Origin of the sequence: Brucella pseudogrignonensis, from assembly GCF_032190615.1 — a bacterium.
In the GTDB taxonomy this organism is placed as follows: Bacteria; Pseudomonadota; Alphaproteobacteria; order Rhizobiales; family Rhizobiaceae; genus Brucella; species Brucella pseudogrignonensis_B.
The window spans coordinates 408,215-434,916 of record NZ_JAVLAT010000001.1; the positions used below are offsets into that span (position 1 = coordinate 408,215).

A 26,702-nucleotide genomic window follows, 5' to 3' on the forward strand; every position below is an offset into this window, starting at 1 on the left:
TGTTTTAGTCGGCAGTTGCTTCAATATTGATCTTATCGAGGATCGACATCGGATCTTGAGAAACCGCAATCATTTCCAATGCACCGATACCGCGCTCAGACTTGGATTTTGCAGTCACTTCAAAGCTCTTCGGCTTGGCCAAAAACGTATTGAACGCCGAGATTACACCTTCAAGCTGTGGCTGATCGGCAGCAAGTTCCTGCAAGACAGCACTCGCAATGAGTGTGAGTGTGCTGCGTGCTTCTTCAACAGACATGTCGTTTTCGTCTGCATAGAGCTTCAGTCCTTTTTCAGCGAGACCTTCATTTTCCACCTTCAGCTTCACTTCACGCGCTTTAAGCCCCAGAAGCGCAACCTGAGCAAGCACCTTGTCACCAGAGAAAAACTCCTTAGAGAAGCCACCCATCAGACCAGACATGGAAATCTTACCCATATCTTTGCCGCTTAGAGAAATGTCCTTAATGATAAGGCTCTGCGTCGGCTCGTCCCAGTTCGCTTCCACGTTTGAAGAAATCGTGACGCGCTCATAACCAAGCTTGCGAAGCTGCTGATAGATTTCTTCGCTGCTATCCGCTGGCACAGGCAAAGACATATCTTCATAGGCAATACGAATATCAGACGGAATACCATTCACTGGCTTATTCAGTGCGACTTCATAGCTTTTAACGCCAATTTTCAAGCGATGCGGCAGGCCATCAGGCTTTGGCACCGGATTACCGTCTTCATCCTCAATATCGATATCATCATACGCGTTATTATCATAAGGAAGATCGGCTTCGATACCTTTGACAACGATTGTCCCAAACTCTGGCAGCATGGTCGTGAACGGGAAACTCTCCATTTCCTCTTCGTTCAAAGCGGCAAACTTCGTTATCGCTTCTGCTGAAGGCGCCCAATTGAAGCCCTTAAGCGAAAACTCGTCTAACTTGAAATAATCCTTAGCGTTACCAGCTGAGAAACCGGTGAGCGACATATCAAACTTCTTATTGTCAAACGCCATCGACATTTTTTCGATGCTACCCTGACCCTTTTCAGGATCGCCGGGCTGGATCTTCATGCCCAACAATTCGACGTCGCCCTTACCAATCGTATCAAAAAGACCAATCAGACGGACAAAGAACTCTTTGCGCTCTTCAGGCGTTAGCGCATCAATATCCTTAGCAGTTTCAAGTTTCTGCAAAGTCTCCGTCAACGGCTCCGCTGGCAGACGCATCGTGAAACCATTGCTACGGATTTCAGCATAGCTAAAATTCGATTTCGTGCTTTTGATCACGATATCTTTTGCAGAGAATGGCCCATAAACCGGCTTGGCTTCAGTATCGTTTGGACCCGCAGCTTCAGTGTAAAGACGTGCGATGAAAACACCGTCAATATCTTTGCCCTCTGAAACGCCGATCGTGCCCGTCATGCGCTCTTCTTCAATCTTGCCTGCCTCATTCGGCAATGACAGATCGAGATCAAAGGTCGCTCCAGACGAGGTATACCGCGCCACGTGACCATTCACGATATCTTCAAACATAACATCCTTGTAGGACGTCTTCTGTTCCTTATCGTTCAGCATCTGAAAGACATTGATTTCAGGAATAGACATGCGTTTTGCAGAAAAACGACCAACGCGCTCGGCAAGGGTCAGTTCGCCATTCCCAAAAGTATCGCGCAACATTGCAATGTCGAAATCGGCGTCCTCAATAAGAACACTCGGCAGTGCGATTTTGAACTGCGCAACTTCAGTTTTGATGTCCTTGGCGTCCAGCATGCCATTCAGGAACAGGATTTTTGGACGACCTTCAATCGAACCAATTGTAATATCCTTGCCATCTTTAAGAGGCAGGACGACGTCAGTCAGCTTGATATGACCAAGGAAGTCAGCTGAAATTGAAGCAGCTTTACCGCCACGCCGTTCAAGCTGAGCATTGATCGTCTTTTCGAGTGTAATCTTGTATCCGACTGCACCTGCAGCGGCGATGGCGATGACTGCTACGGCTGCCCAAAGCGCCTTGCGTCCGCCTTTGCGTTTTCCGCTCGTTGCCTGCTCCACGATTTCTCATCCTTTCAGCGCAATTTCAACGGTATCTGATGGGCAATTGGTTAATCACAAGAAATTGTAAGAGCAAGCAGGATTGGCCGAAATTTGGGATTTTTGACCATGCGGTGGAAAAATGCCCGCAATTTTACAAATTTATTCAATGAAAACTGTAAAAATCTAGCCTAGTCGTTTGCGCGTATGCAGAACGAAATCATCATCGATTTTCAACAACTGCCCATCGATTCCATAAACATCGTTGAGCAAATGAGGCGTAAGAACCTCTTCCGGCATGCCATCTGCAACGAGTTTTCCCTGATCAAGAACAATCAGCCGCGTGCAATATTTTGCAGCCAAACCAAGATCATGCAGCGAGGCGATCACTGTCTTTTTCTCGGCGGCTAGTCCCGCAAACACTTCCATCAATTCAAGCTGATGCGCGGGGTCGAGCCCAGCCACCGGCTCGTCTGCCATGATGATAGGTGTATCCTGCGCCAAAACACGCGCGATCAAAGCGCGCGCTCTTTCACCACCCGATAATTCATTGGCAGGGCGCGACGCAAACTCTGCCACACCCATACGCTGCATTGCTATTGCAATGGCAGCTTTATCGCCCTTATCCAAACCGGCAAAAACCGGTTTCAACGCCGAGCGTCCGAGCGATACCAGCATCCGCACTGTAACAGGCCAGGCAACATCTCGCTCCTGCGGCAGATAGGCGATTGCTTTAGCACGGTCAGCGACGTGCATGCGTCTCAAATCGGAACCATTGAGCGAAACAGTGCCTAATGAAGGCGTCAGGCCAAGCACAGCGCGTAGTAGGGTTGTCTTACCCGCACCATTCGGCCCAATGAGACCGATAAATTCGCCTTCACGCACCTTAAAACTGACAGCTTCAAGAACGGCTTTGTGGCTGAGTGACACATCAAGGTTTTTAACGGAGAGCATAGTCATACCAATCGCCTCCGATATTTAAAGACCAGCCACAGGAAAAACGGAGCGCCGATGATTGCGGTCAGCACACCAAGTTTCAATTCGCGCCCCGGCATGATAACTCTCACAAGAACATCGGCAGCCAGCAACAATGCCGCCCCACCAAAGGCGCTGCAAACCAGCAGTCGCGATGGTCTCGCGCCAACCAGCGGACGCAACAAATGCGGCACCACAAGCCCGACGAAACCAATTGCACCAGCTACTGCAGTCGAGGCACCGACACTGGCCGCAGTGCCGAGGACGGCCATAACCTGAACGCGGGAAAGATTAACACCCATACTGGCGGCAGCATCCGATCCTAGTGTTAGACTATCCAGGGCACGCCCCAGCGAAAACAGCATCACCCAGCCAATGAGGATAAATGGCGCTGCAAGCCACACATGCGTCATTGAACGATCAGCCAGAGAGCCAAGCATCCAGAACACGATTTCCATGGCCGCAAATGGATTGGGCGACAGGTTAAGCGCAAGCGCCGTCATTGCCCCGGCGAGACTGGTTACGGCAACGCCTGCAAGAATAACCGTCAACGTTCCGGCATGACGGCCCGCGAGAGCCTTTACCAGAAAGACTGACAGAAACGCACCGAGCAGCGCCAACAATGGCAGAGCCAGCGGGAAAAGCTGCGAAAGCCCGGTATAGATTGCGATCACTGCACCAAGGGATGCGGAGGAACTCACCCCAAGAAGTCCCGGCTCTGCCAGCGGGTTACGCAAATAGCCCTGAAGGGCCGCGCCTGAAAGCCCGAGCGAAGCACCGATTAACAAGGCAAGGATTGCACGTGGCAGGCGGATCTCGCGCATAACCAACACGATCACATCGCCCTGCCCAGCAAAAAGCGCTCGGATACTCTCACCCACACTTATCGATGCCGGACCAACCAGCAGCGAGAGCGCAAAGAGCGCGACGACCAGCAAACCCAGACCAACAAGCAGGAGATAAAAACGGCCAGTTTCAGTCACGCGCAGCCTCCGCGAGTTTTGCGACAGCCTCAACACTGAATGGCCCGCCACACACTGTCAGATTATCGTTGAGCGCCACCATCCGCGTATGGCCTTCAAGAGCACGCAATGCTGGATGCTCGAAATTCTCAAAGGCCAATACAGGCGGTCGCCCGCGCGAACCGCGAACAAGAATATCAGGTCTCTCCATTATCAGCATTTCCAGCGGCAGCATGGCTGAGCCGCGAACGCCTGCCTTGTCTGCAATATTATCAAGCCCTGCCAGACGGATCGCCTCATCAATAAGCGTGCCGCGCCCCGCCGTATAGCTATTGGCATAATACAGCGCCACAGTTTGCTTGCGATCAGGTTTTCTGATCGCCAATAAATCCGCATCCATAGTAGCAATCTGCCGTTCAGCTTCTTCTTCACGCCCCAACAATTCTCCCAGCCGCTTCATATGCGCTTTAATATCCTCAAATGATCGTGCAGGCGCGAACTCTTCAACCCGCACACCCAAGTCACGCAAGAGCCCAACCGTAGCACGCGAAGAAAATGTACCTGCCAGCACCAGATCAGGCTTCATCAGGAAGACTTCTTCTGCCTGTCCATGATTGACTGGCAATCCCTTCGCCTTCTCACTCATCACCGACAAAAGCGGATCACGCGAGAGATAGGACACCGATTGCAACTGCGAGGCATCCGCCAGCAACATCGCAAGCTGATCCGTGCAGACATTAATCGACACGACGCGTTGAGGCCGATCTTCTGCGAATGCAGAATGAAAGCCAGCGAGAAACAGGCCTGCCAGAAGACAAAGCCTGATATTCTTCACAACCGCCTGTTTACACGCCAACATCATCTTCAATCAAAAATTCCGCGTTAGCCCAATATTTATGGTGCGTCCTGGAGCTATGTAACCTGACGTCGTCTGATACTCCTTATCGAAGATATTCTCCACAGAGAGCTTAAGTTGCGACTGTGCATCAAAGTCATAAAGCGCAATGAAATCTGCCGTCACATATGGATTAAGCTTGTTGGTATTGGCAGCATTTGTGAAACGTGAACCGCGATAGAGCAGCCGTGCAGTCAGATCGAGCTTCTCGACCGGCTTGTAGCTAACTTCTGCCGTTGCCTTGACCCGTTCGCGATAAGCCAGATCATTATCACTGTCTTCATCAATCGGGCGTTTCAGATCAATAGAGCCTTTCACGCCCCAGTTCTCATTAAAACGATGAGACAGCGTGGCTTCAAAACCTGTAATGTTTGCCCGGGCAACATTATAGGGCAGATAGGATGGTGCTGTACTTATGATCGCATCACGCAACCGGGTTTGATAAAAAGCCATATCGAGACTGGTTTTATCTGTTGCCTGCCAGTTGAGACCAACTTCATAAGAACGGGATTTTTCGGGTTGCAGATCAGGATTTGCATAACCGGGATAATAAAGCTCATTGAAAGTCGGCGCTCGAAAGCCTGTGCCAAATGACGAGCGCAGCACCAAATCAGGCAAAACCTCATAACTGGCTCCGGCATTGTAAGTCACAACGTCGCCAAATTGCTCATTGTGATCATAACGCACGCCGCCATCAAAGCGTAACGCATCATATTCCAGCGAATACTGCCCGAACACCGCCGCCAGATCACGGCTGGTTTCCGCATAAACCGTCGTGGCATTGACCTCCTCGCGATAGGCTTCCACACCACCCGTCACCACATGAGAAACGCTGCCTGTTTCAAACTGCTTTTCAGTCGAAGCAAAAATGCCATAGCGCTTGGTTTCAAACAGATCAGACCCGCTCACGTTCTTACGGAAATTCCGGCTGTGGTCCAGCCCGGAACTGAGTTCAATCGTCGAAGACCAATCGTCTGTATGCTCAATACGTGTGCCAATTTTTCCATTGAACGCGGTCGTATAAGCCTCGTTAAAAGATGGCGCTGTAGCGTCATACTGGTTACGCCCGCGGGTCAACAGACCATCCGTATAAATCCGGCCCCAGTCGAAATCCTTTGCAAGCGAAAAGTTAAACGCGCCTTGCAGAAATCCGTCACGGTCCGGTTCATAACCAAACGTCCGCGGCTGTTTGAAATTATAGCCCTGCGTGCCTGTCACCGCCGCACCAAACGCATAATCAATGCCGTCTTTGCTTTGGCCTTGCAGAGACGCAAACGCATAGCCACCCCATGGATGCGTAACACCTGTCGTAACACTGCCACAGAAAGAACGCTCACCGCAGGCACCGCCCTGCTTGGTGATGATATTAATCACGCCGCCCATCGCATCCGCACCATATTGCGAGGAATGCGCACCTTTAGCGATTTCAATACGATCAATTGAACTCAGCGGAATATTGGCAAGCGATGTGGCACCAGTCGTGGCCGATGCAGTTCGCACGCCATTGACTAAAACAACAGTCTGTTTTGACGACATCCCGCGAATATAGAGATTGGAAGACGATCCCTGCCCGCCATTTGTGGCAATCGAAATACCGGGATAATGTTGCAGGAGCGATTGCAAGTCGGGCGCTGCCGAACGAGTTATTTCTTGACTGTCGATCACCGTAACGGATGACGTAGAACGCTGCAAAGACGTCGCACGACGAAGCGGTGTGACGACAATCGTATCAAGCACAAGGATATCCTGAGCATTCACGTTCGTCTGAGCGAATGCGTCAAGCGGCATAGCAACCAAAATGGTTGATGCGAGATAGGCCGATAGTCTGAGAATATGCATTAGTTTACTTCCTGCGCGCAAGCGTTGCTTCACCGCAGGTGTCAGAAATCAGGGCGCAAGCACCCCGTCTTTGTCCCACGGCAACATTTCACAATGTCACCGCTACGGACGGCCGCGACTGAACACCCCTCGTGTCAGCCATGGGTGACTGGATGCGGCAGGTCTCCTGACTTCCGGGTCTTCATCAATCCTCCGCCTTCCCGAACACGAATATTCAGTGGCTATGATCGCGATACCGATCATGGGAGGACGACTCTCCGGTCACAGTTGCGGGGGCAGTCTCGGTCTCAGCTCTTCAAATAAGCCTCACCGTGTTCCCTTTTCATCCACCCTCACGGGCAGAACCGTATCCTAGGATGAGCGATAGCAAGGGCACGATAGATTATCAACTGCAACATAATGCCCCTCTGAATCACATTTCGAATGAAGTGATCCAGAGGGTTGAATCATATGAGTTTTTATCTGAGGAAGTCGCGGAAACGGCGAAGCGCAAAGAAGAATAAAACGCTTCCAATAACGATCATGGCGAGCAATTGCGGCCAGACGACACTCAATCCCGCGCCGCGAAACAACACCGATTGCGCGAGCATCACGAAATGCGTGTTGGGTGCAGCCAGCATGATGTTCTGAATGATTTCCGGCATGCTTTCGCGCGGCGTTGTACCGCCCGAAAGAACCTGAAGCGGCAGCAGAACCAGCATCAACAAAAGCCCGAACTGAGGCATGGAACCGGCAATCGTTGCGAGAAAAATGCCAAGGCTTGTGGTCGCAAAGAGCTGCAATGCAGCACCCGCCAGAAACAGTGTCAGCGAGCCATTGATCGGCACGGCCAGAATGCCCTGTACAACCACGATCAGCGAGAAAGCGGTTGCCACCAGCACAACCATACCCATTGACCAGACTTTTGAGACCATGATCTCAAGTGGTGTGACGGGCATAACAAGCAGATGTTCAATCGTGCCATGCTCACGCTCCCGGATGAGAGCCGCACCCGTCAGAATGATGGAAAGCATCGTCACCGACGATATGACATTGGTGATCGCACCAAACCAGCCTTTGTTCAAATCCTGATTGAACCGCGCACGTAAGCCCAATCCAACGACCGCTTCTGCCTCACCGCGATAGCGATTAACAAACTCGTTAACTTCGCTCGAAACAATCGACTGCACATAACCGCCACCCGTAAAGGCCTGACTCATACGGGTTGCATCGACATTCAGCTGGATCGTTGGCGAACGTCCGGCGAGCAGGTCACGCTGAAAATTTGGCGGAATATTGAGTGCAAATGTATCAAGGCCCGAATCCATCCGTTTATCCATCTCATGAGATGAGATGAGTTTTGGCGGCACGAAATATGGCGGATAAAACGCCGTCGTGATACGGCCCGAAACGGGCGACTGATCTTCATCGACAATCGCAATAGCCGCATTGTTGAGGTTTTCAGGCATTGCCTTTGCAGCCGTGTAGATCGCAAGCGTAAAAGCATAAACGATCAGCAGCAAAAGCATGGGATCACGCGCCAGTCCGCGCAGTTCCTTCACACCAAGCTGGAATATGTTGGAAATCCGCATCTCAACCCGCCTGCTTCTTCAGAAGAACAATGCCGAGAACGGTCAGAACCGGTATAGCAATTAGCAGCGGCAGGAATGATCCGGCGAGATCAGAGAAATCGAGCGCCTTTGAGAAAGTCCCGCGCGAGATCGTCACGAAATAAGTCGTCGGATAAATCTTGCCGATAAAGGCGCCCGCCCCCTGCAAAGACGAAACGGGATCGATAATGCCGGAATATTGCACTGCCGGAATAAGCGTCAGCAATGCGGTGCCGAAGATCGCTGCAATCTGGCTATTGATGAAAGTCGAGATCACCAGTCCCATCCCGGTTGTGATGATGACATAGAGCAGCGCGGCTGTGGCATAGGTCAGGAAACTGCCTGTGAAAGGCACACGGAAAATGAACACTGCAAAGGCCGTCAACATCAGGAAATTGAGGAAGGCAAGCGCGATATAAGGCAACTGTTTACCCAGCAAAAACTCGAACTTAGTCACCGGCGTCACATAGAAATTAATGATCGAGCCAAGTTCTTTTTCGCGCACGACACTCAGAACTGCCAGCATAGCCGGTATCATCAGCAAAAGCAGCGGGATAACGGCTGGAACCATCGCTACAAGGCTCTGAACATCCGGGTTATAACGATAACGAATTTCGAGATTGAAATTGCCGACAGTGGCAGCGCTGCCATAAAGCTCGCGTGCTTTTTGTGTCAGCCAATTGGCATGCATTCCCTGCACATAACCGCGCACGGTTTCAGCGCGCGTTGGCATCGCACCATCAATCCAGGCACCAATTTCGACAGGACGGCCACGCGCGACATTACTGCCGAAATTCGGCGGGATCTCAATTGCCAGACTGATTTCACCTTCGCGCATACGCCGATCAAGATCGTCATAATCGGTTATAGGTGCTTTTTCGGTGAAATACCGCGAACCAGCAAGCTGCTGCGTGTAATCCCGGCTGATTGTCGTATCGTCACGATCCAGAACAGCGAATGTAAGATCCTCGACATCGAGATTAATCCCGTATCCAATAACGAACATCAGGATCACAGTGCCTAGAATGGCGAGCGTCGCGCGGATCGGATCGCGCTTTAACTCCAGTGCTTCCCGACGAGAAAAAGCCAGTACCCGCCGGGGATTTGGCAACCAACTGGAAGACGGCTTTTTGCTTTTCTCAACCTTTTCTGGTTGAGCTTTCACCGTCTCCTCAACGTCTTTCTCAGGCGCTGTTTCGCCAATCGCCTCTTCGAGATATGCAATGAAAGCGTCTTCAAGTGTTGCTGCATTGCGGCTTGCTGTGATGGCTTTTGGTGTATCACTGATCAACACCTTGCCAGCATGCATCAAGGAAATGCGATCACAGAGTTCCGCCTCATTCATAAAATGGGTTGAGACGAAGATCGTGACATTATCGTTGCGCGAAAGATCAGCCAAAATTTGCCAGAACGCATCACGCGCAACCGGATCAACGCCCGAGGTCGGCTCGTCAAGAATAAGAATATCCGGCGAATGGATCAGCGCGACAGCCAGCGACAGGCGCTGACGAATGCCGAGCGGCATCGAGTCGGGCAGATCATCCATAACCGCAGCCAAATCAAACCTTTGGGCCAGTTCCTTGATTCTACGTTTGGTGTCTTCTTCCGCCATGCCAAACAGCTTGGCGTGAAGCTCCAAATTCTGATGAACTGTCAGTTCCGAATAGAGCGAAAATGCTTGCGACATGTAACCAACATGACGGCGTATATCAATATCCTTTGGATCGACTTCGCGTCCAAACAGCCTTGCCGTGCCTTCACTTGCTGGCAACAAGCCAGTCAAGACCTTCATCGTCGTGGATTTGCCACAGCCATTGGAGCCGAGAAACCCAAAAATCTCGCCGCGTGGAATACGGAAACTCACATTATCGACCGCAGTAAAATTGCCAAATCGTACCGTGACATGCTCAGCTTCAATAGCGATGCCGGTATCTGTCTGCGTATTGCGCGGCGGCATAACCACTTCGCTATGCCCTTTAGTCAATTCTTCCGGCAAAAGCGCAATGAAAGCCGCATCAAGATTGGGCGTCTTCGTCTTCTCAAGCAATTCCTGCGGCGTACCCGTCGCTAGAATCTGGCCGTCATTCATCGCCACCAGCCAATCGAAGCGCTCCGCTTCTTCCATATAGGCTGTGGCCACAATAACGCTCATCCCCGGACGATCTTTGCGGATATCGTCAATCAGTTCCCAGAACTGACGCCGCGACAACGGATCGACGCCCGTCGTCGGCTCATCAAGGATCAACAAATCAGGATCATGGATCAGCGAACAGCAAAGGCTGGTCTTTTGCTTCATGCCGCCCGAAAGCTTACCCGCCGGACGATCCGCAAAAGGAGACATTCCGGTTCTCGCCAAAAGATCAGCGATACGGCGTTCCCGCTCCTGCTTGTCATGGCCAAACAACCGCCCAAAAAATTCGATATTCTCAAAAACGGACAGCGTCGGATACAGGTTCTTGCCCAAACCTTGCGGCATATAGGCGATACGCGGGAAGGCGGACTGACGATGACGCTTATCGGCAATATCCCCTCCAAGCACGTCAATCCTGCCCTGCTGCATAACACGAGCGCCAGCAATCAAAGATAGAAGGCTCGATTTGCCAACGCCATCAGGGCCAATCAAGCCAACCATGCACCCGGCTGGTATATTAAGCGAAATATCGCGCAGTGCTTGAGCTGATCCATAGGACAGCTCCACGCTTTCTGCACGAACGACAAAGCTGTCGTCGCCCACGCCAGCCCTTATCGAAACCTCACTCATTTTACGTTATCCGCAAGGTTCTTCGGCCATTCAGCATTAGGGTCGAGTTTCACATAAGCCATGCCCGGAAGCCCCGTCTTAACCTGCTGAATATATTTCTGAAGCAAATCCTGCGGAATTTTTGCCTTAACACGGAACATGAGTTTCTGACGCTCTTCCTCCGTCTCAACCGACTTCGGCGTGAACTGCGCAACATCGGCGACGAAGCTGATTTTAGCGGGAATCACATATTGCGGTGCGGCGTCGAGCACGATTCGAGCATCAGCACCAATCGCCACCCGGCCAGCCTGCGATGTTGGCAGGAAGAAAGTCATATAGACGTCGCTGACATCAACAAGATTAAGGACGCGTCCACCAGCCGACAGCACTTCGCCAGGTTGCGCAACGCGGTATTGCACACGACCCGGCTTTGGCGAGCGTAAAGTGGCATCGTTTATATCCGTATCGATTGTCGCAATAGCCGCCTTTGCGGCTTCCACTGAGGCCTCCGCATCGACGACTTGCGCCTTCGCTGAACTGATCGCCGCAGCTGTAGCCGCCAACTGTGCCTTTGCAGCTCCAACGGCTGCCTCAGCACCCTGCGCAGTAGCGCGATCATCATCGAGCACCTGCTGAGAGACGGTGCGTGATTCTGACAGTTGCTGCGAGCGAGCCAGACGGCGATTAGCAGCATCAAGCTGTGCTTCCCGTTGTGCGACAGTCGCCTGCGCGGCTATTTGCTCCGCCTCACGCTGCGCAACTAAGCTTTTCGCTGTGTCTATGCTGATTTGCGCACGACGAAGCTGCGCTTCTGCTTGTTTGCGCTGGCTCTCAAGCTGGGCAGTATCCATCCGCGCCAGAACGGCGTTTGCTTCGACAAACTGCCCTTCATCGGCAAGAATTTCGCGAATACGTCCGGGGCTTTTGGTTGAGACATCAATCTCAACCGCTTCGATGCGACCATTACCGCCTGCAAAGCCTTCCGGCATTCCGGGATCGCTTAGTGTTTTCCAGCCATAATAGCCTCCAGCTGCCAAAGCGACGACGACACCCGTTACGATCCACTGCTTGCGATTAAAGCCCATCCGAAATGACCTCCGCATCATCATTTTCTAGGCAGCACAGTAAATCGATATGCTGACCAATCTAACTCAAGTTGAAATAGCTGTATTTTACTTGAAAATACGTGCCTTGATTACAATCAACTATACTCAAATGCTGCGAAGTTTCATGGCTAAAATATCAGAATATTGAAGAAAATTCGCGGGTGCTGATTGAGAGAGATGGAGGGCAATGTTGACAGCACCCGCTGACTGTCGATCAGGGCAACACTGCAAAAAAAGATCGCGCTGGTGCGCTCGACAGATCCTTTAATGAGAAATTCTTAGCCGGGATGTCGCTTTAGGTTGGGCCTCGACATCCCGGGCCGTCAGTTCTGGTGGAACCTGACAACGATCAATCACTAGCACCAGTGCACAAATGCTTTCTTTGATTTAAATCAATTAGATAATAAATATCAGCAACCTCGACCGCTATTTTTGCGGGCGGCACTTACCCCAAGTCTTTTTCAGATATGCAGAAACGCTTTTAAGTTTGGGGTCAGACAGAAATCCTTGGCGGAAAAGAATACTGCCTTTTACTTCTGGTATGGAGTTGTTGAGATCAAGTTGCCGCTTGATTTCCTCAACACCATTTCCCTCAACCCACTCTGGTTCGGACTTCGAAGAACTGCCGGCACGATAGAGCGCCATACCGATATAGAGATCCGTCTTCGTGCCGCGCACAGTATCCGCCCACCAGCGGACGATCGGACCATAGGGCACATCTTTGCGTCCAGAAGACCAGTAAACTTGCGGCGCGATATAGTCGATCAAACCATCCTTGACCCAAGCACGTGTGTCAGCAAAATCACCATCATAATTGGTTTTGCCTGCACGCGTCGCGGAACCTCGCGGATCATCCGCCTGATTGCGCCAGACACCGCCCGGGCTAATGCCGAAGCGAACATGCGGTTTGATCGCCTTGATCCGATCCGAGATTTCCTGCACCAGTGTATAAGTATTATAACGTCGCCAGTCATACTTACTGGCGAACTTCGTCCCAAAACGCTTATAAGTTTTATCATCCTTGAGCGGCGAGCCTTGGGTTTCATAATAGAAATAATCGTCGAACTGGATACCATCGACATCGTATTTCTGAACGACTTCGGCAGTGATATTGCTCACCCATTGGCGCACAGCTGGAATGCCCGGATCAAGGACATAACGATCCGCTGAAATACCCACCCATTCCGGATTGGTCTTATAGACGCTCGGCGGGGAATCATTCGAAGAACTCTTCAGCTCTTTTCGTGTAGCAGGCCGCACATCCATCGAAACGCGGTAAGGATTAAGCCATGCGTGAAGCTCGATACCGCGCTTATGGGCTTCGGCAATTGCAAAACGAAGCGGATCAAAGCCGGGATCTTTTCCAAGCGTACCTGTCAGATAAGACGACCACGGCAGATAATCTGATTTATAAAAGGCGTCCGCAGCGGGCGAAACCTGAAAAATCACGGCATTAATGCCATGTTCGGTTGCCTCATCAAACATGCGCACCAGTTCTTGCTTCTGAAGCTTTACCCGCTCGGAAACGTTTTCAATCTGTGTCGAATCTCTGGATGGCCAATCCAGATTAAGAACAGTCGCAACCCAGCTCGCATGAAATGTATCGCAATCAAGTGGCATAAAACTCTCAAGTCCTGCTTTATTCAATTTGAACGCTATATCCAGTTTGATATGGATAAATTGCTACCTAATTTATAGGTTCAAATAGTCAAAGCGAGGGCACGATGTATAAGAATATACTGATAACCACCGATGGTTCAGAGTTTGCCGAACGCGGTCTTATTCATGGGTTTGACACCGCAAAAGCAATGGGCAGCAAAGCTACCGTCCTCATAGTAACTGCACCCTATTCGCTTACCGGACTTCCGGGTGGATTTACTGATAGTCCAGCTTTCATCGAACGTTATGAAGAAGAGTGGAACGACTATGCCGACGCGGCTCTCGCGCGCGCCCGCGAATTAGCAAATGAAGCAGGTGTTGAAATTCAAACATTGCACGTCGTAGCCCAGCATCCGGCGACATCAATTATCGAAACCGCCAAAGAACTGCGCAACGATCTGATTGTGATGGCGTCCCACGGTCGCCGTGGCCTCAAGGGCATGTTGCTTGGTAGTCAGACTTATGAAGTCGTGACGCACAGCAAGGTGCCGGTGCTAGTCGTTCGCTAAAGCATTTCCAACAAAATTGCGAAGCGATTTTGTGTGGGATAATGGGCGAAAGAGAGAATTAAGCCGTTTGGTGCCCAGTGGCGCTTTCAATATCAACGCGGAAGAAAACTGGCTCCAGTTTGCGTTGTGTGCCGCCACTGGTAATCGTCTTGGTGTAGGCAGGTTCCCACCACGTTGGCTCATTTGAGAGCATGTTCACGATGGCGGCCTTTTCCTGATCCCGCGTAATTTCGCGATAATGACCATTCACGACAACGCTGCGCCATTGCGTCTTGGACACAATCTGATCGAATAAAATACAGACAGCGCTGTTCTTTCGCATGGCCTCAGTTTTCTGACCGTCTGTAGTGAACGAATAGAGCGCACCGCCGCTAAACTTAAACCCGAGCGGGACGACATAGGGCCGATTATCAAGCACATAACCCAGCCGCCCAATCTCGCTATGCTGGATCATATTGCGGACATCAATGTCAGACATTTCTTTGATTAACATATTCAGTGTCCTCTATTCATCCAACCTATCAATAGATTACTATGAAGCAACGATTGCGATTTGACTGCAATCAAAACATGAAAATCAGACGAACAATCGCCCTTCAGCAATTTTTACAGCCGTCCCGCCAATACGCGCGCCGGTGAGCACCTGTTTAGATACATCAAGCTCAAGACGAATACGCGATGGTCGGCCCATTTCCATGCCCTGCTCAATCCACCATTGTGAACTTCCGTCTACCGGCTTGTCCTTGGCTAGAATCATACCCGCAAAAGCCGCTGCCGCAGACCCAGTTGCCGGGTCTTCATAGACATTCGATCCGGTCACAAACATACGTGCATGATAGTTGCTATCGAACAGAATAGTCTCACGACAATAGACATAGATCGGCAATGGCCGCTCGCCGACATGCGGCAGGCTTTCACTCACATAGACGGGGTCGATAGAGACCTTTGCAGCTGCAATCAGATTATGAACCGGCACCAGCAGATAGGGTGTACCAGCGCTCCAGATCGCAGGGATATGGTTTTCAAAACCGATTTCATGCGTTCCAAGTCCGATAGCGGCAGCCGCTTCTTCTTTCTCGATTTTAATATCGATCTTTTCTGGCAAGCGTGGCAGATCAAATTCGGCAAAGGCACTATTCTCACCAAGAATTACACCGCAACGAACAACACCGACTTTCTCTTCGAGCGTAACAATCCGGTCGGACTCATCACCTGTCCGGCGATGTCGTGCTAATGATACGGCAGCACCAACAGTCGGGTGTCCGGCAAAAGGCAGCTCATAATCCGGTGTAAAAATACGGACCGCCGCTTCGTGCACTGGATTTTCAGGCGCGAAAATGAATACTGTCTCAGACAAATTGAACTCGCGTGCGATTGCCTGCATGCGCGCATCGGTCAGACCTTCGCAGTCATGAACGACAGCCAGCGGGTTTCCTGCCAATGCCTTATCGGCAAAAACATCAAAAACCTCATAATACCGGCCGGTACTGGCAGCTTCGGTCATTGTTCACGTCTCCCTCAGATCACAGTCGGCGACTAGCCTTAAGCTGCGAGCATAGCCAATTTCTCGGCGCTGTCATCTGTAAGAACCAATCGTTACTGTTGATTATCAAAATGCCAGTCGGCAAACGCCCGCACATAAGACGGCGTCGCCTGCCCCATTACCCCCGCCTGTGTGACCGGAATGATTTCCGAAAGCTCCGGTTCAACTTGTAACGCCAGATTGGCCTCAATTTGTTTCAACAATTCAGCCGTCGAAAGTTCAAAGTAATATCGGCGAAAAAGCGCGATGCTCCCTGCAGCCATAACCAGATGCGTCTTTGCTTCTACCTTGGCATCGCTAAGTTTTAGGCCCGTTTCCTCAAAGACTTCACGCGCCATATTGGTTTCATAATCCGCATGTCCATCGACTATATCATTGTCATCAATAGAGCCCGCCGGAAAATAAACACGTCCTGCGACCGCATTGTGTGAACTCATTCGCGCAGCGATAAGGTGTCCTTCAGATGATACAATCACGCCCACACCAAAAATGTGCCATGGTCGCACGTGCTGGACGTCTTTGCGCCAATACATGAGCGTTGCAAAGCTGGTACGATGAAAACCGGCAGTGAATGAACGGCCTTCAAGCCTTGCTTCAGGTGCCAGATAAATTTCACCATCAAACAATGTCGGGTTGGACTGACGCTCGCGCTGCCAATTTTCGGCAATGGCTGCCTCGTTCACCTGCACATAATCGAGCCGCCCCGGCAAAATCTGCACATTCACATGGTCAATTTCATAAACCGTGTTTTCTTTTACATTCTGCATCAGCCGACTCATTCTCAAACGATGTTCAGCGTCACAGCCACCGGGCAATGGTCGCTGGCTTTCGGACGATCCCATCCAGTCCGTGGATAGCGATCCACTTCCTGCCCCGGCGGGAAAACTGTGCGCCATGGCTGACCACGGCGGATAATCTGCGGGATCGCCCCGCCGTTCTTGTCTGCCAGGGCTGGCGATGCGAGGATGTAATCAAGCTGGCAAAGATGGCGCTCCTGCGGCCCACGTGTATGATAAAGCGTCCAACGATCCATCTCTGGGCGACGTTCCACAAGATTGATAGCAAAGCCGTCGCTCAACAGGGTATCAAGCGCGCTAGCCGCTTCTTTGACCGGCGTGAATTGATAGCCGTTCCACTCATCACCCTCGATGATGATCCGTTCGCGATAATCGTTGAAGTCGCCGCAAATGAGCCAGCGCTTATCTGCCGTATTGTTCGCGCCAAACTTCTCTTCGATGATATGGCGTATCGCCCGCGTTTCAGCCTGCCGAACTGGCAATGACGCAGTACGCCCATCCAGCCCATTACGCGAACCACTCATCGACTTCAGATGAACGACAAACAATGTCAGCGGCTTGCCGTCGATACGCATATCAAGACAAAGGCAATCGCGTTTGAAAATGCGGTCATGCGGCTCTAACCCCAGCTCAGCCAGCACCGGCTGATAAAGGTCGAGTTCCTTATAGGTCACATGCGCGTGGCTGGTGACTTCAAGCACTTCAATACGCTGACCATCGCGCGTCGTATCCCGCGCCATAACGGCAACGTCGATGCCGCGACTATCATTGCCATCAATCAGATATTTATTGCGATAGCCCTGCCCGACCATCTTGAAAAGATAGCCATATTCGAAGGCATTAAGTGCTGCGAGATTATCGACCTCCTGCAGGCAAAGCACGTCGGCACGCGTTTCAGCAATAGCCAGAGCAGTCATTTGCCGCGTGTCGTCGGCATGCGCAACCGCCCGCGCCTGCTCAAGCAAACGATATTGATTTTCATCGCTGATCTCAAAGAGCTTAAGCGAGCGATCCTGATACAATTCATTACGAAAACCGGAAAAATCGAACCGGCGCATCAGATTTTCAACATTAAATGTGGCTATCGTAAACATGCCTGCGCAATCTCGCGACTTGCGCTACAATTAGCAAGTGGTTCTTTTCAGGAATTTACAGCCACGCTGGTTTTGCTCTGAAAAGTCACCATATACTATTTTTAAATCGGGATAACGAGATGCTTGGAAAGATAGGACGCATTGCGATTTGCACAGGTCTGTTTGCCGCAAGCCTCATCGGCAGCGCGGCGGCTGTTGATTTGAACACGCCATACGTGCCGTCTTTGCGCCCAAGCACGCCGCCTATCGCTGGGGCTTTGCCACGCCCCTATCAGCCACAGGCCGGATCGCCCAAATGCTATGGCGCGGGTTGCCGCGACAGCGGCAATTACATCTCGCGCGAAGGCATCCCTATCTACAAAAATGGCGATCCGCTTCAGGTTCGCCCCGCTGATCGCTCTGCTGTTAAAACTCTCGGCCCAAGCAGCAACCATATTTCATGGTGTTCGAACCACTACCGCAGCTATCGCGCTTCGGATAACACCTATCAGCCGTTGGCAGGGCCGCGCACCGGCTGTAATTCCCCATTCCAATAAATAAAAAGCCGGGCAATGCCCGGCTTCTGATTTTATGCAGCTTCCGATTTCGAATGCGTGCGGATCAAGCGACCGAGCCGCATGATACCTTCATCAATCATTTCATCATTGGCACATGAATAGCTAAGACGTAACGTATTCGCGCCCGTGCCATCTGCGAAGAATGCCTTGCCCGGGACGAATGCAACCTTCTCGCTTTCAATAGAAGCGGCAAGAAGTGCCGCACCATCCATGCCCTTTGGCAGCGTAACCCAGATGAACATGCCGCCCTCAGGCTTGGTCCAGTCTGTGCCTTCCGGCATATACTTGGCCAGCGCTTCCAGCATCTTGTCACGACGGTGCTTGTAAACACCATGCAGCTTGGCAACCTGTTTATCGAAACCGGTCGACGCAACACGATGAATAGCAATCTGGTTGATGGTCGAAGAATGAAGATCAGCAGCCTGCTTCATCAGAACAAGCTTGCGGATAACCGACTGCGAAGCAACGACGTAACCGACACGCAAACCGGGCGCGAGTGTCTTTGAGAAGGAGCCACAATAGATCGTGCGGGTCTTTTCGATATCACCATCATGACGGGCAATATCCATCGACAGGATCGGCGCAATGGCTTCACCATTATAACGCAGATACTGATAGGCAGCATCCTCAATGATCGGAATATCGAGCTCATCCGCATCGGACATAAGCTTTTTACGGCCTGCGAGATCAACGGTTTCGCCAGTTGGATTGCTGAAATCTGCCGAGAGATACGCGAACTTGACCTGACCGCCAGCATCTTCCGCATGCTGCTTATAAGAAACCGGTGTGCGATTCCCGTTGAGCGAGAGAATGTCATAGGTCGGCTCATAGGCATTAAATGCCTGCAAAGCGCCAAGATAGGTCGGCGCGGTCACAAGCGCCGTATCATTAGGTGAAATGAAAAGCTTACCGAGATAATCGAGCGCCTGCTGCGAACCGGAGGTAATGAAGACGTTATCTTCAGTGCATGGAATGCCGATCTTAGCGAGTTCGCTTACCAGCCATGTACGCAGTGGCTTATAGCCTTCGGATACCGAATATTGCAGAGCTGCATTGGCTTCAGGACCACCAAAAATATCCTGATAAGCGCTCTGAAATTCAGCATGTGGGAACAACGCCGGATCCGGAATGCCACCGGCAAAGGAAATAATATCCGGACGCTCCAGCAATTTCAGAAGTTCACGGATTTCAGAAGCGCGCATACGCTTCGAGCGCGTTGCAAATACAGTTTCCCAGTCCAGCACCGGAAATCTCCTCAATACGATGGAGGCAAAGCCTCCTCAAACTCGCCAGATAAAGTTCTAGCGATAGCGCAATTTCGTGCTAACGAGAACACTTTCTTCCATGCTCAGACGGAATAAAGATATTCTGAATTGTTTTGGCTGAACAACGCACAAAACATAAATTCCGAAAGCATCAGACGATCTTTTCGTGCGCTACGTTTCACACGACTAAAGCCCTATGCATGAAAGGGGCGTAAGAAACGCCCCTCTTTTTCTCTGATCGTAGAGCACTGCAAAATCTGATGAGATTCAGGTCTTTCGCTTGGCGAAAATGGTTTTTTGTGAGAACCGGAGCGGAGCGTACATAAAGTACGTCAGCACCGGAAGTGAAACAAAATGCCATTTTCAGACAGCGAAAGCCTGAATATCTCAGATTTTTAGTTGCGTGCCTTGTCGACGAGCTTGTTCGCTGCGATCCATGGCATCATGCCGCGGAGCTTTTCGCCAACTTCTTCGATCTGGTGGCTGTCGTTGTTGCGACGGATACCCTTGAAGCGCGCTGCACCTGCACGGTATTCCTGCATCCAATCGGAAGTGAACTTACCGGTCTGAATGTCTTTCAGAACGCGCTTCATTTCTTCCTTGGTTTCTGCCGTGATGATGCGTGGACCAGTGACGTATTCGCCCCACTCAGCAGTGTTGGAGATCGAGTAGTTCATGTTGGCAATGCCGCCTTCGTAGATGAGGTCTACGATGAGCTTCATTTCGTGCAAGCACTCGAAGTAAGCCATTTCTGGTGCGTAACCAGCTTCGACCAGAACTTCAAAACCTGTACGGATGAGTTCAACAACGCCGCCGCAAAGAACAGCCTGCTCACCGAACAGATCGGTTTCGCACTCTTCCTTAAAGGTGGTTTCGATGACGCCCGAACGGCCGCCGCCAACGCCCGAAGCGTAGGACAGAGCGAGGTCATGTGCGTTGCCCGAAGCATCCTGATGGATAGCGATAAGGCAAGGAACGCCGCCGCCCTTCTGGTATTCGCCGCGAACGGTGTGGCCTGGGCCCTTTGGTGCGATCATGACAACGTCAACGGTCTTCTTTGGCTCAATAAGGCCAAAATGAACATTGAGGCCGTGCGCAAAAGCAATTGCTGCGCCGTCACGGATGTTGTCCTGAATGTGATCCTTGTAGATGTCAGCCTGAAGTTCATCAGGGGTTGCCATCATCAGCAGGTCGGCCCACTTGGCAGCGTCAGCAACATTCATCACTTCGAAGCCATCAGCTTCTGCCTTCTTTGCAGTTGCCGAACCTTCACGAAGAGCGATGCGCACATTGGCAGCGCCGGAATCCTTGAGGTTCAGCGCATGAGCGCGACCCTGGCTACCGTAACCGACAATCACAACCTTCTTCGACTTGATCAGGTTGACGTCTGCATCGCGATCGTAATAAACGCGCATTTCGATATTCCCTTCATTCAAATTGCTCTGCGGCTTCCTCTTATCCGCAGAAGATTAAGCTCCATAAAGAGCGAAAAACTGCTTGGTGGCGCGCCGGGCGTCCCGGATAACCTCCGCGTCAGTTAGTTCCTGCCGGTCGCCAAGCAGCAACCGGATCTGCATATCCCGGACGACAAGCCCGAAAAACGCGCGAAAAGCTTCATCAATATCGTCAAAAGCCAGAAGCTTTGCTTCCTGTCCCATTTCAAGGATCGGCTTAAGACGCTTGGCCATGGCAACCGGACCATTTGAGAGAACGATGTCACCCAATGCCGACTTACCAGAGGCAGAGTGACTGACGGCCAGACGGTTCAGCGCAACGGATGTGCGCCCCGACAAAACCAGCAACCAGTCACGAGCAAAATGTTCAAGGCTGGAGAAAAGCGATTCAGCATCCAGCTTCTCGCGCGCCACAGGAACAACGCGAACCTTCGATGCCTGCCAACGGACCATCGCAGTCAGCAAACCATCGCGATCACCAAACCATTTATAGAGGCTTTCCTTGGAGCAATTGGCAGCGCGCGCAATGCTTGCCGTTGTCAAAGCGCGATCTCCGCCTTCAACAAGAAGGCGCAACGCCTGCTCCAGAACTTCGTTCTGACGCGGCGAGAAAGACGGCTGTTTCTGAGCCTGCAATTCTTCGCTTTTATCAGTCACCGGTTGATCCCTCCAACTTGTACCGTACGGTACGGTTCCGTTTATTAGTTTGTGATATGGTCACCGTCAAGCAGGATTTTTCAAAGCGAATGCAGATTTTAGAATTGTGATCCGAACACTGTGTCCGGCAATAAAAAGAAGCCAGCAAATTCAAAAAGAAAGGGCGCCTTCTGGAATCAATTCCTGAGAAGACGCCCTGAGAGATTTCATAACTGCAATATCAGATATTCACCTGCGTTCCAATTTCCACAACACGACCTGTTGGAATCTGGAAATATTCCGTCGCATCGGATGCCGTGCGCGCAAGCAGGATAAACAGCTTATCCTGCCAGAGCGGCATGCCTGAATGCGCCGATGCTTTCAGCCAGCGACGCGACAGGAAGAATGACGTCGTCATAATATCAAACTTCCAGCCAAGCCTGCGGCAAAGCCCCAAGGCTCGCGGGATATTGGGCTGCTGCATATAGCCAAACGTCAACGTCACCTGCATGAAACGCTCATTATATTGCGAAACACGCACACGGTCAGCACTCGAAACCCAGGGCTTAGATGCCGTAACTACAGTCAAAATCACATTGTTATGATGCAGGACTTTGTAGTGCTTGAGACTGTGCATCAGCGCAGTAGGAGCACTCTTGGGATCGCCGGTCAGGAACACAGCTGTGCCGGGCACAATCGTAGGCGGACGCTTGTTCATCTGCTCGACAATCAGATCAAGCGGCACTTCGGCCTTGCGTGTTTTCTGGAACAAGTGGCGCGTGCCACGTACCCATGTCCACATAATGATCACAAGAATGGCAGCAAACAGGATAGATGCCCACCCGCCATCATGCACCTTAATGATGTTGGCACTGAAAAACAGAAGGTCAACAATTAGGAAGCCGACAATAATTGGTAGTGCGCGGCTGACGCGCCAGTTCCAGATACGCGTCATGACGAAATAAAGGAGCCCGGTCGTGACCAGCATATTGCCCGTCACAGCAATACCGTACGCGGAAGCCAGATTGTTCGACTTCTCGAAGCCAAGCACCAGTATGATGACAGTCAGACCAAGCAGAAGATTGACGCGCGGAATATAAATCTGCCCATGCAGCTTTTCCGATGTGTGCTGAATTTCTAAGCGCGGCAGAATATTGAGCTGCACGGCCTGACGTGCCACTGAAAACGCACCACTGATAACCGCCTGACTTGCAATCACTGTTGCAGCAGTTGCAAGCAACACCATCGGCCAAAGCGCGAATTCCGGCATCATCTCGAAGAATGGCAGAGCCGCTGCTTCGCCATGCGAAAGCACGAATGCCGCCTGCCCGAAATAGTTAAGCAACAGGCATGGAAACACGATCCAAAGCCATGCACGAACAATGGGTTTGCGTCCAAAATGGCCAAGATCAGCGTAAAGCGCCTCAGCGCCCGTCATCGCAAGAAAAACTGCACCAACCGTGATGAAGGCAACGCCGGGACTAACCACTAGAAACCGTAAAGCATAGTAAGGATTGAGGGCCGCCATAACGGTCGGGTCATCAAAGATATGCCAAAGCCCCGAAGCGCCAAGCGCCAAGAACCACACGGCCATAATCGGCCCAAAAACAATCGCGACCTTGCCCGTTCCATATTTCTGAATCGAAAACAGAACGACAAGGATCACCACCGTAATCGGCACAACAAAGGGCGTCATGTGGGGCGCAACGATCTGCACACCCTCCACAGCTGACAGCACAGAAATCGCAGGTGTAATCACCGCATCGCCAAAAAACAGCGCTGCACCACAGATGCCGGCTGCCAAAATGACATCAGGCCGCCCTTTCAAGGCAGCCCGTACCAAAGCCATCAGAGAGAGAATACCGCCTTCGCCATTATTGTCGGCGCGCAGCACGAAGAGCACATATTTGATGGTTACAACGAGCAGAAGCGCCCAGAAAATCAAGGAAACGACGCCAAGAATATCACTTCGTGACAGAAAACCGTCCGATGTCGCGGCGTGCAATGCTTCGCGGAACGCATAAATCGGGCTGGTTCCAATATCACCGTAAACAACGCCCAATGCCCCAAGCACGAGCATTTTCATGCTGTCGTGCGAATGATCGTTCTCTTCGGAAACTGTACCGTTTTCAGGAATAACGCCAACAGGCAGCGTGTTTTGAGATCCGGCCTGTGCTTCATCGGCAACTGGCTGGTTCTTATCGGTATTCTCGCTGCTCATATGCAGACACCTCACAAGGCCGTAATTTGTAAACCTGCAGGAAAAAAGAAAAAGAGGAAAATCTTCGTCAGAAAAAACTCTGGCCAGAAGTAAAAGTTCCTCGTTCAGTCCGCTAACAACTCAACAGTTCGACGAAAACAAACTTCGGATAACTTAAGCAATCGCCGGGGTGCAAATCTTGGACTGCGGAAAACTTCATTTATGCTTCCCTTAATTGATCCTGCATGCCCCCAGCACATCAACATCAGGCGCGCGGTCTATAACTTGTTACGTCCGCGCACAAATGCAGATTTCGCACGGCTTGTTTAGCAGCCATGCGTTTTACGCACCACCTATCCCGCCAGCGCTGCAATATAGCGACTGACCGTAACCGGCATACCATACATCAAAGCATCTGCCGTCAGGCCATGACCGATAGAAACTTCGCTTAACTGCGGTACACGTTTGACCAGCGCAGGCAGATTTTCAACTGTCAAATCGTGCCCGGCATTGATTGCAAGTCCAAGTTTGGTTGCAGCATCAGCTGCCTTACCGATACGGACAAGCTCCCGCGTTGCAGCCGAGGGATCATCATAGGTCGCGCCATAAGGACCAGTGTAAAGCTCGATACGGTCAGCACCAATCGCTTTAGCCTTATCATAGCCAAGCGGATCAGGGTCAGCAAACAGCGAAACACGCATGCCGTTTGCCTTAAGACGCTGAACAATCGGAGCCAGGAAATCAGATTTGGTTTCAAAGTCCCAACCGTGATCAGACGTCGCCTGCATCGGATCATCGGGAACCAGCGTCACTTGTTCGGGCTGATGTTTATCAACCAGATCAAGAAATGCCTCTGTTGGAAAACCTTCAATGTTGAACTCAGCCTGCGGATACTCGTCATCAATGAGCGCGCGAATATCACCCAGATCGGAGAACCGAATATGGCGCTGATCGGGACGTGGGTGTACCGTCAGACCGGCGGCACCTGCTGCAAGCGCTGCTCGCCCAAGGCCTGTAACGCTTGGCCATGGCAAGTCACGGCGATTGCGTAACATGGCTATAGCATTGAGATTGACAGACAATTTGGCAGGCATAGGGCATCGCTCCCACAAATAAGGATATGGCTTTATATCCCGCGATAGTAAAAAATGTCAGTGCTTTCCCGTCGCACCCCACAATGAATCGTCAAGAAATACATTACTCAAATTTTACCCGTCTGAACGCAACTTTTGCCCCATCAAAAACGTTAAGGTCACAAAAAGACATGACGTTTACAAAAAGCACTGCTCTACAAATGGAGGTTCTTATGCGCAATGAAGACATTCCGGTCATCCGTCGCATTCCAACCAATCGTGAAGATGTGTTTGCCTTTGCAATCGAAGGACATCTCGATGATGCAGCCCTTGAAAATCTCTATGGCTTGCTCGACGCAGCCTATGAAGGACACGAAGAAATTGATCTTCTCATTCGTCTGACCGGATATGAAGGTGTCGATTGGGGCTCTGCATTTTCAGAAAGCATGTTGTCGATGCGCGCTAAGTCCCTCAAACACCTGCGTCGCTACGCAATTGTCGGTGGACCACTATGGATACAGGCAAGCGTCACGCTAATGCAGCCATTTCTTTCTATTGAAATGAAGACATTCGAATCCGAGGACGAACCAAAAGCATGGGAATGGCTAAACGCCGAACCCGTTGATCAATGATTATTTGACGATTGTAAGCTGCTCTGCCGCGCGGGTTATAGCTGTGTAAAGCCAGCGCTCACGCGTGTCACGGAACGCATAGCTCTCGTCAAACAGCACGACATTATCCCACTGTGAACCCTGCGCCTTATGCACCGTTAGGGCATAGCCATAATCGAAATCATCGAAGCGCTTCTTTGTCTGCCACGGAATTTCAGCATCCGGGTCTTCAAACTGCGCTTTGAGAAGCTTGATCTTGGCGACACCGCGATCTTCATCTTCTGGCGAAACAAGTAAATTAATGCCGGGCTTCACAGTCTCCTTGGAAGACGTCATGACTTTCCAAAGCGAACCGTTCAGCAGTCCCTTGGCCGGATCATTACGCAGGCACACAAGCTTATCGCCTGCCTGCGGATACTCAGCGCTAAAGCCTTTCAGCTCGCGCAATCGCTGGTTATAGCGCTTGCGTGTGCGGTTCGTTCCCACAAGCACCTGATCGGCAGAAAGAACCAGATCCTGATTGACCTCAAACTTGGAAATAATCTTTGCCCGACCTTCATCGCAATAGCTGAGCTCGCGGCCTTCGCGGACATCCAGCGCCATACGAATAATCGGGTTGTCGCGTGCCTGACGATGAATTTCAGTCAGCAGATAATCAGGCTCATGTTCAGTAAAAAAGCCACCGCCCGAAATCGGCGGCAACTGCCCTGGATCACCCAGAACGAGAATAGGCGTGCCAAAGGTCATCAGATCGCGGCCAAGCTGCTCATCGACCATCGAACATTCGTCCACAACGATGAGTGCTGCTTTGGCTACTGGGCTTTGACGGTTTAGCGAAAACGTCGGAGCAATCGATGTCTTGCCAGTCGTTTCGTCTTCAACGGCTTCTTCACCACGCGGACGATAAATCAACGAATGCAGCGTGCGGGCATTGTTCGCGCCCTTGGAGCGCAGAACCTGCGCGGCTTTACCGGTAAAGGCTGCAAACTGCACTTCACCATCCACATGCTCGGCAAAATAGCGCGCAAGTGTGGTTTTACCCGTTCCGGCATAACCAAACAGTCTGAAGATAGGCGAGCGCCCTTCCTTCAGCCATTTCCCAACGGCTTTTAAAGCCTGATCCTGTTCTGGTGAAAACTGCATCCCCTGTTCAGACAGGATTCGGCACTTAAAAACAAGAT

22 protein-coding genes and 1 riboswitch are annotated in these 26,702 nt (G+C 51.3%); of the genes, 3 read left to right on the forward strand and 19 right to left on the reverse strand.

What is annotated here, in order from left to right:
• Positions 1-4 precede the first annotated feature (4 nt).
• The 9 genes from RI570_RS02050 to RI570_RS02090 form a co-directional block, all read right to left on the reverse strand.
• Positions 5-2,038, reverse strand: a complete 2,034-nt coding sequence (locus RI570_RS02050) for a hypothetical protein (RefSeq protein WP_313826707.1) — start codon at positions 2,036-2,038, stop codon at positions 5-7.
• Between the two features lie 165 nt (positions 2,039-2,203).
• A complete protein-coding gene (locus RI570_RS02055) occupies positions 2,204-2,977 on the reverse strand; it encodes an ABC transporter ATP-binding protein (RefSeq protein ID WP_313826708.1) in 774 nt (257 codons plus the stop codon).
• Positions 2,974-3,975 carry an iron ABC transporter permease gene (locus tag RI570_RS02060; RefSeq protein WP_313826709.1) on the reverse strand — a complete coding sequence of 334 codons (1,002 nt, stop codon included), beginning with the start codon at positions 3,973-3,975 and terminating at the stop codon, positions 2,974-2,976. The genes RI570_RS02055 and RI570_RS02060 overlap by 4 nt, the downstream gene beginning before the upstream one ends.
• Positions 3,968-4,813, reverse strand: coding sequence for an ABC transporter substrate-binding protein (locus tag RI570_RS02065; RefSeq protein ID WP_313828516.1), 846 nt, complete (start codon positions 4,811-4,813; stop codon positions 3,968-3,970). Before RI570_RS02065 ends, RI570_RS02060 begins: the two co-directional genes overlap by 8 nt.
• Positions 4,814-4,822: 9 nt before the next feature.
• Positions 4,823-6,688, reverse strand: a complete 1,866-nt coding sequence (locus RI570_RS02070; RefSeq protein ID WP_313826710.1) for a TonB-dependent receptor domain-containing protein — start codon at positions 6,686-6,688, stop codon at positions 4,823-4,825.
• A gap of 138 nt (positions 6,689-6,826) precedes the next feature.
• Positions 6,827-7,052: riboswitch (cobalamin riboswitch) on the reverse strand.
• A 94-nt stretch (positions 7,053-7,146) separates the two neighbouring features.
• Positions 7,147-8,259 (reverse strand): ABC transporter permease, encoded by a 1,113-nt coding sequence (locus RI570_RS02075; RefSeq protein ID WP_313826711.1) that lies wholly within the window; start codon positions 8,257-8,259, stop codon positions 7,147-7,149.
• A gap of 1 nt (position 8,260) precedes the next feature.
• Complete coding sequence (gene rbbA, locus RI570_RS02080; RefSeq protein ID WP_313826712.1) at positions 8,261-11,038, reverse strand: ribosome-associated ATPase/putative transporter RbbA; 2,778 nt, start codon at positions 11,036-11,038, stop codon at positions 8,261-8,263.
• Positions 11,035-12,102, reverse strand: coding sequence for an HlyD family secretion protein (locus RI570_RS02085; protein WP_313826713.1), 1,068 nt, complete (start codon positions 12,100-12,102; stop codon positions 11,035-11,037). Before RI570_RS02085 ends, rbbA begins: the two co-directional genes overlap by 4 nt.
• 447 nt (positions 12,103-12,549) lie before the next feature.
• Entirely contained in the window at positions 12,550-13,743 is a 1,194-nt protein-coding gene (locus RI570_RS02090; RefSeq protein ID WP_313826714.1) for a glycoside hydrolase family 10 protein, read from the reverse strand.
• Positions 13,744-13,847: 104 nt separating this feature from the next.
• Between RI570_RS02090 and RI570_RS02095 the strand changes: the two genes are divergently transcribed.
• The gene (locus tag RI570_RS02095) at positions 13,848-14,291 is read left to right on the forward strand and encodes a universal stress protein (protein ID WP_313826715.1); all 444 of its coding nucleotides are present in this window, start codon (positions 13,848-13,850) and stop codon (positions 14,289-14,291) included.
• A 58-nt stretch (positions 14,292-14,349) separates the two neighbouring features.
• On the opposite strand, the gene RI570_RS02100 is transcribed toward RI570_RS02095, so the two are convergent.
• The 4 genes from RI570_RS02100 to RI570_RS02115 all read right to left on the reverse strand — a co-directional run bounded on the left by RI570_RS02100 (position 14,350) and on the right by RI570_RS02115 (position 17,725).
• On the reverse strand, positions 14,350-14,784 hold the full coding sequence (locus RI570_RS02100; RefSeq protein WP_313826716.1) for a pyridoxamine 5'-phosphate oxidase family protein: 435 nt from the start codon (positions 14,782-14,784) through the stop codon (positions 14,350-14,352).
• Positions 14,785-14,868: 84 nt separating this feature from the next.
• Positions 14,869-15,795 (reverse strand): PhzF family phenazine biosynthesis protein, encoded by a 927-nt coding sequence (locus RI570_RS02105; protein WP_313826717.1) that lies wholly within the window; start codon positions 15,793-15,795, stop codon positions 14,869-14,871.
• 92 nt (positions 15,796-15,887) lie between these two features.
• Positions 15,888-16,601: an NUDIX hydrolase gene (locus RI570_RS02110; RefSeq protein WP_313826718.1), complete on the reverse strand. Its 714-nt coding sequence runs from the start codon at positions 16,599-16,601 to the stop codon at positions 15,888-15,890.
• A 14-nt stretch (positions 16,602-16,615) separates the two neighbouring features.
• Positions 16,616-17,725: an endonuclease/exonuclease/phosphatase family protein gene (locus tag RI570_RS02115; protein WP_313826719.1), complete on the reverse strand. Its 1,110-nt coding sequence runs from the start codon at positions 17,723-17,725 to the stop codon at positions 16,616-16,618.
• Between the two features lie 119 nt (positions 17,726-17,844).
• On the opposite strand from RI570_RS02115, the gene RI570_RS02120 reads away from it, so the two are divergent.
• Entirely contained in the window at positions 17,845-18,261 is a 417-nt protein-coding gene (locus RI570_RS02120; RefSeq protein WP_313826720.1) for a BA14K family protein, read from the forward strand.
• Positions 18,262-18,293: 32 nt separating this feature from the next.
• On the opposite strand, the gene RI570_RS02125 is transcribed toward RI570_RS02120, so the two are convergent.
• The 5 genes from RI570_RS02125 to RI570_RS02145 form a co-directional block, all read right to left on the reverse strand.
• A complete protein-coding gene (locus tag RI570_RS02125) occupies positions 18,294-19,526 on the reverse strand; it encodes a PLP-dependent aminotransferase family protein (RefSeq protein ID WP_313826721.1) in 1,233 nt (410 codons plus the stop codon).
• A 416-nt stretch (positions 19,527-19,942) separates the two neighbouring features.
• Positions 19,943-20,962, reverse strand: a complete 1,020-nt coding sequence (gene ilvC / locus RI570_RS02130) for a ketol-acid reductoisomerase (protein WP_265985376.1) — start codon at positions 20,960-20,962, stop codon at positions 19,943-19,945.
• Between the two features lie 54 nt (positions 20,963-21,016).
• Positions 21,017-21,658 carry a TetR/AcrR family transcriptional regulator gene (locus RI570_RS02135; RefSeq protein ID WP_313826722.1) on the reverse strand — a complete coding sequence of 214 codons (642 nt, stop codon included), beginning with the start codon at positions 21,656-21,658 and terminating at the stop codon, positions 21,017-21,019.
• A gap of 220 nt (positions 21,659-21,878) precedes the next feature.
• Positions 21,879-23,723 (reverse strand): potassium transporter Kup, encoded by a 1,845-nt coding sequence (locus RI570_RS02140; protein ID WP_313828517.1) that lies wholly within the window; start codon positions 23,721-23,723, stop codon positions 21,879-21,881.
• Between the two features lie 467 nt (positions 23,724-24,190).
• The gene (locus tag RI570_RS02145; protein ID WP_313826723.1) at positions 24,191-24,931 is read right to left on the reverse strand and encodes a pyridoxine 5'-phosphate synthase; all 741 of its coding nucleotides are present in this window, start codon (positions 24,929-24,931) and stop codon (positions 24,191-24,193) included.
• A gap of 212 nt (positions 24,932-25,143) precedes the next feature.
• Between RI570_RS02145 and RI570_RS02150 the strand changes: the two genes are divergently transcribed.
• Positions 25,144-25,542: an STAS/SEC14 domain-containing protein gene (locus tag RI570_RS02150; protein ID WP_313826724.1), complete on the forward strand. Its 399-nt coding sequence runs from the start codon at positions 25,144-25,146 to the stop codon at positions 25,540-25,542.
• On the opposite strand, the gene RI570_RS02155 is transcribed toward RI570_RS02150, so the two are convergent.
• On the reverse strand, positions 25,543-26,664 hold the full coding sequence (locus RI570_RS02155) for an ATP-dependent RecD-like DNA helicase (RefSeq protein ID WP_313826725.1): 1,122 nt from the start codon (positions 26,662-26,664) through the stop codon (positions 25,543-25,545).
• Between the last annotated feature and the right edge of the window lie 38 nt (positions 26,665-26,702).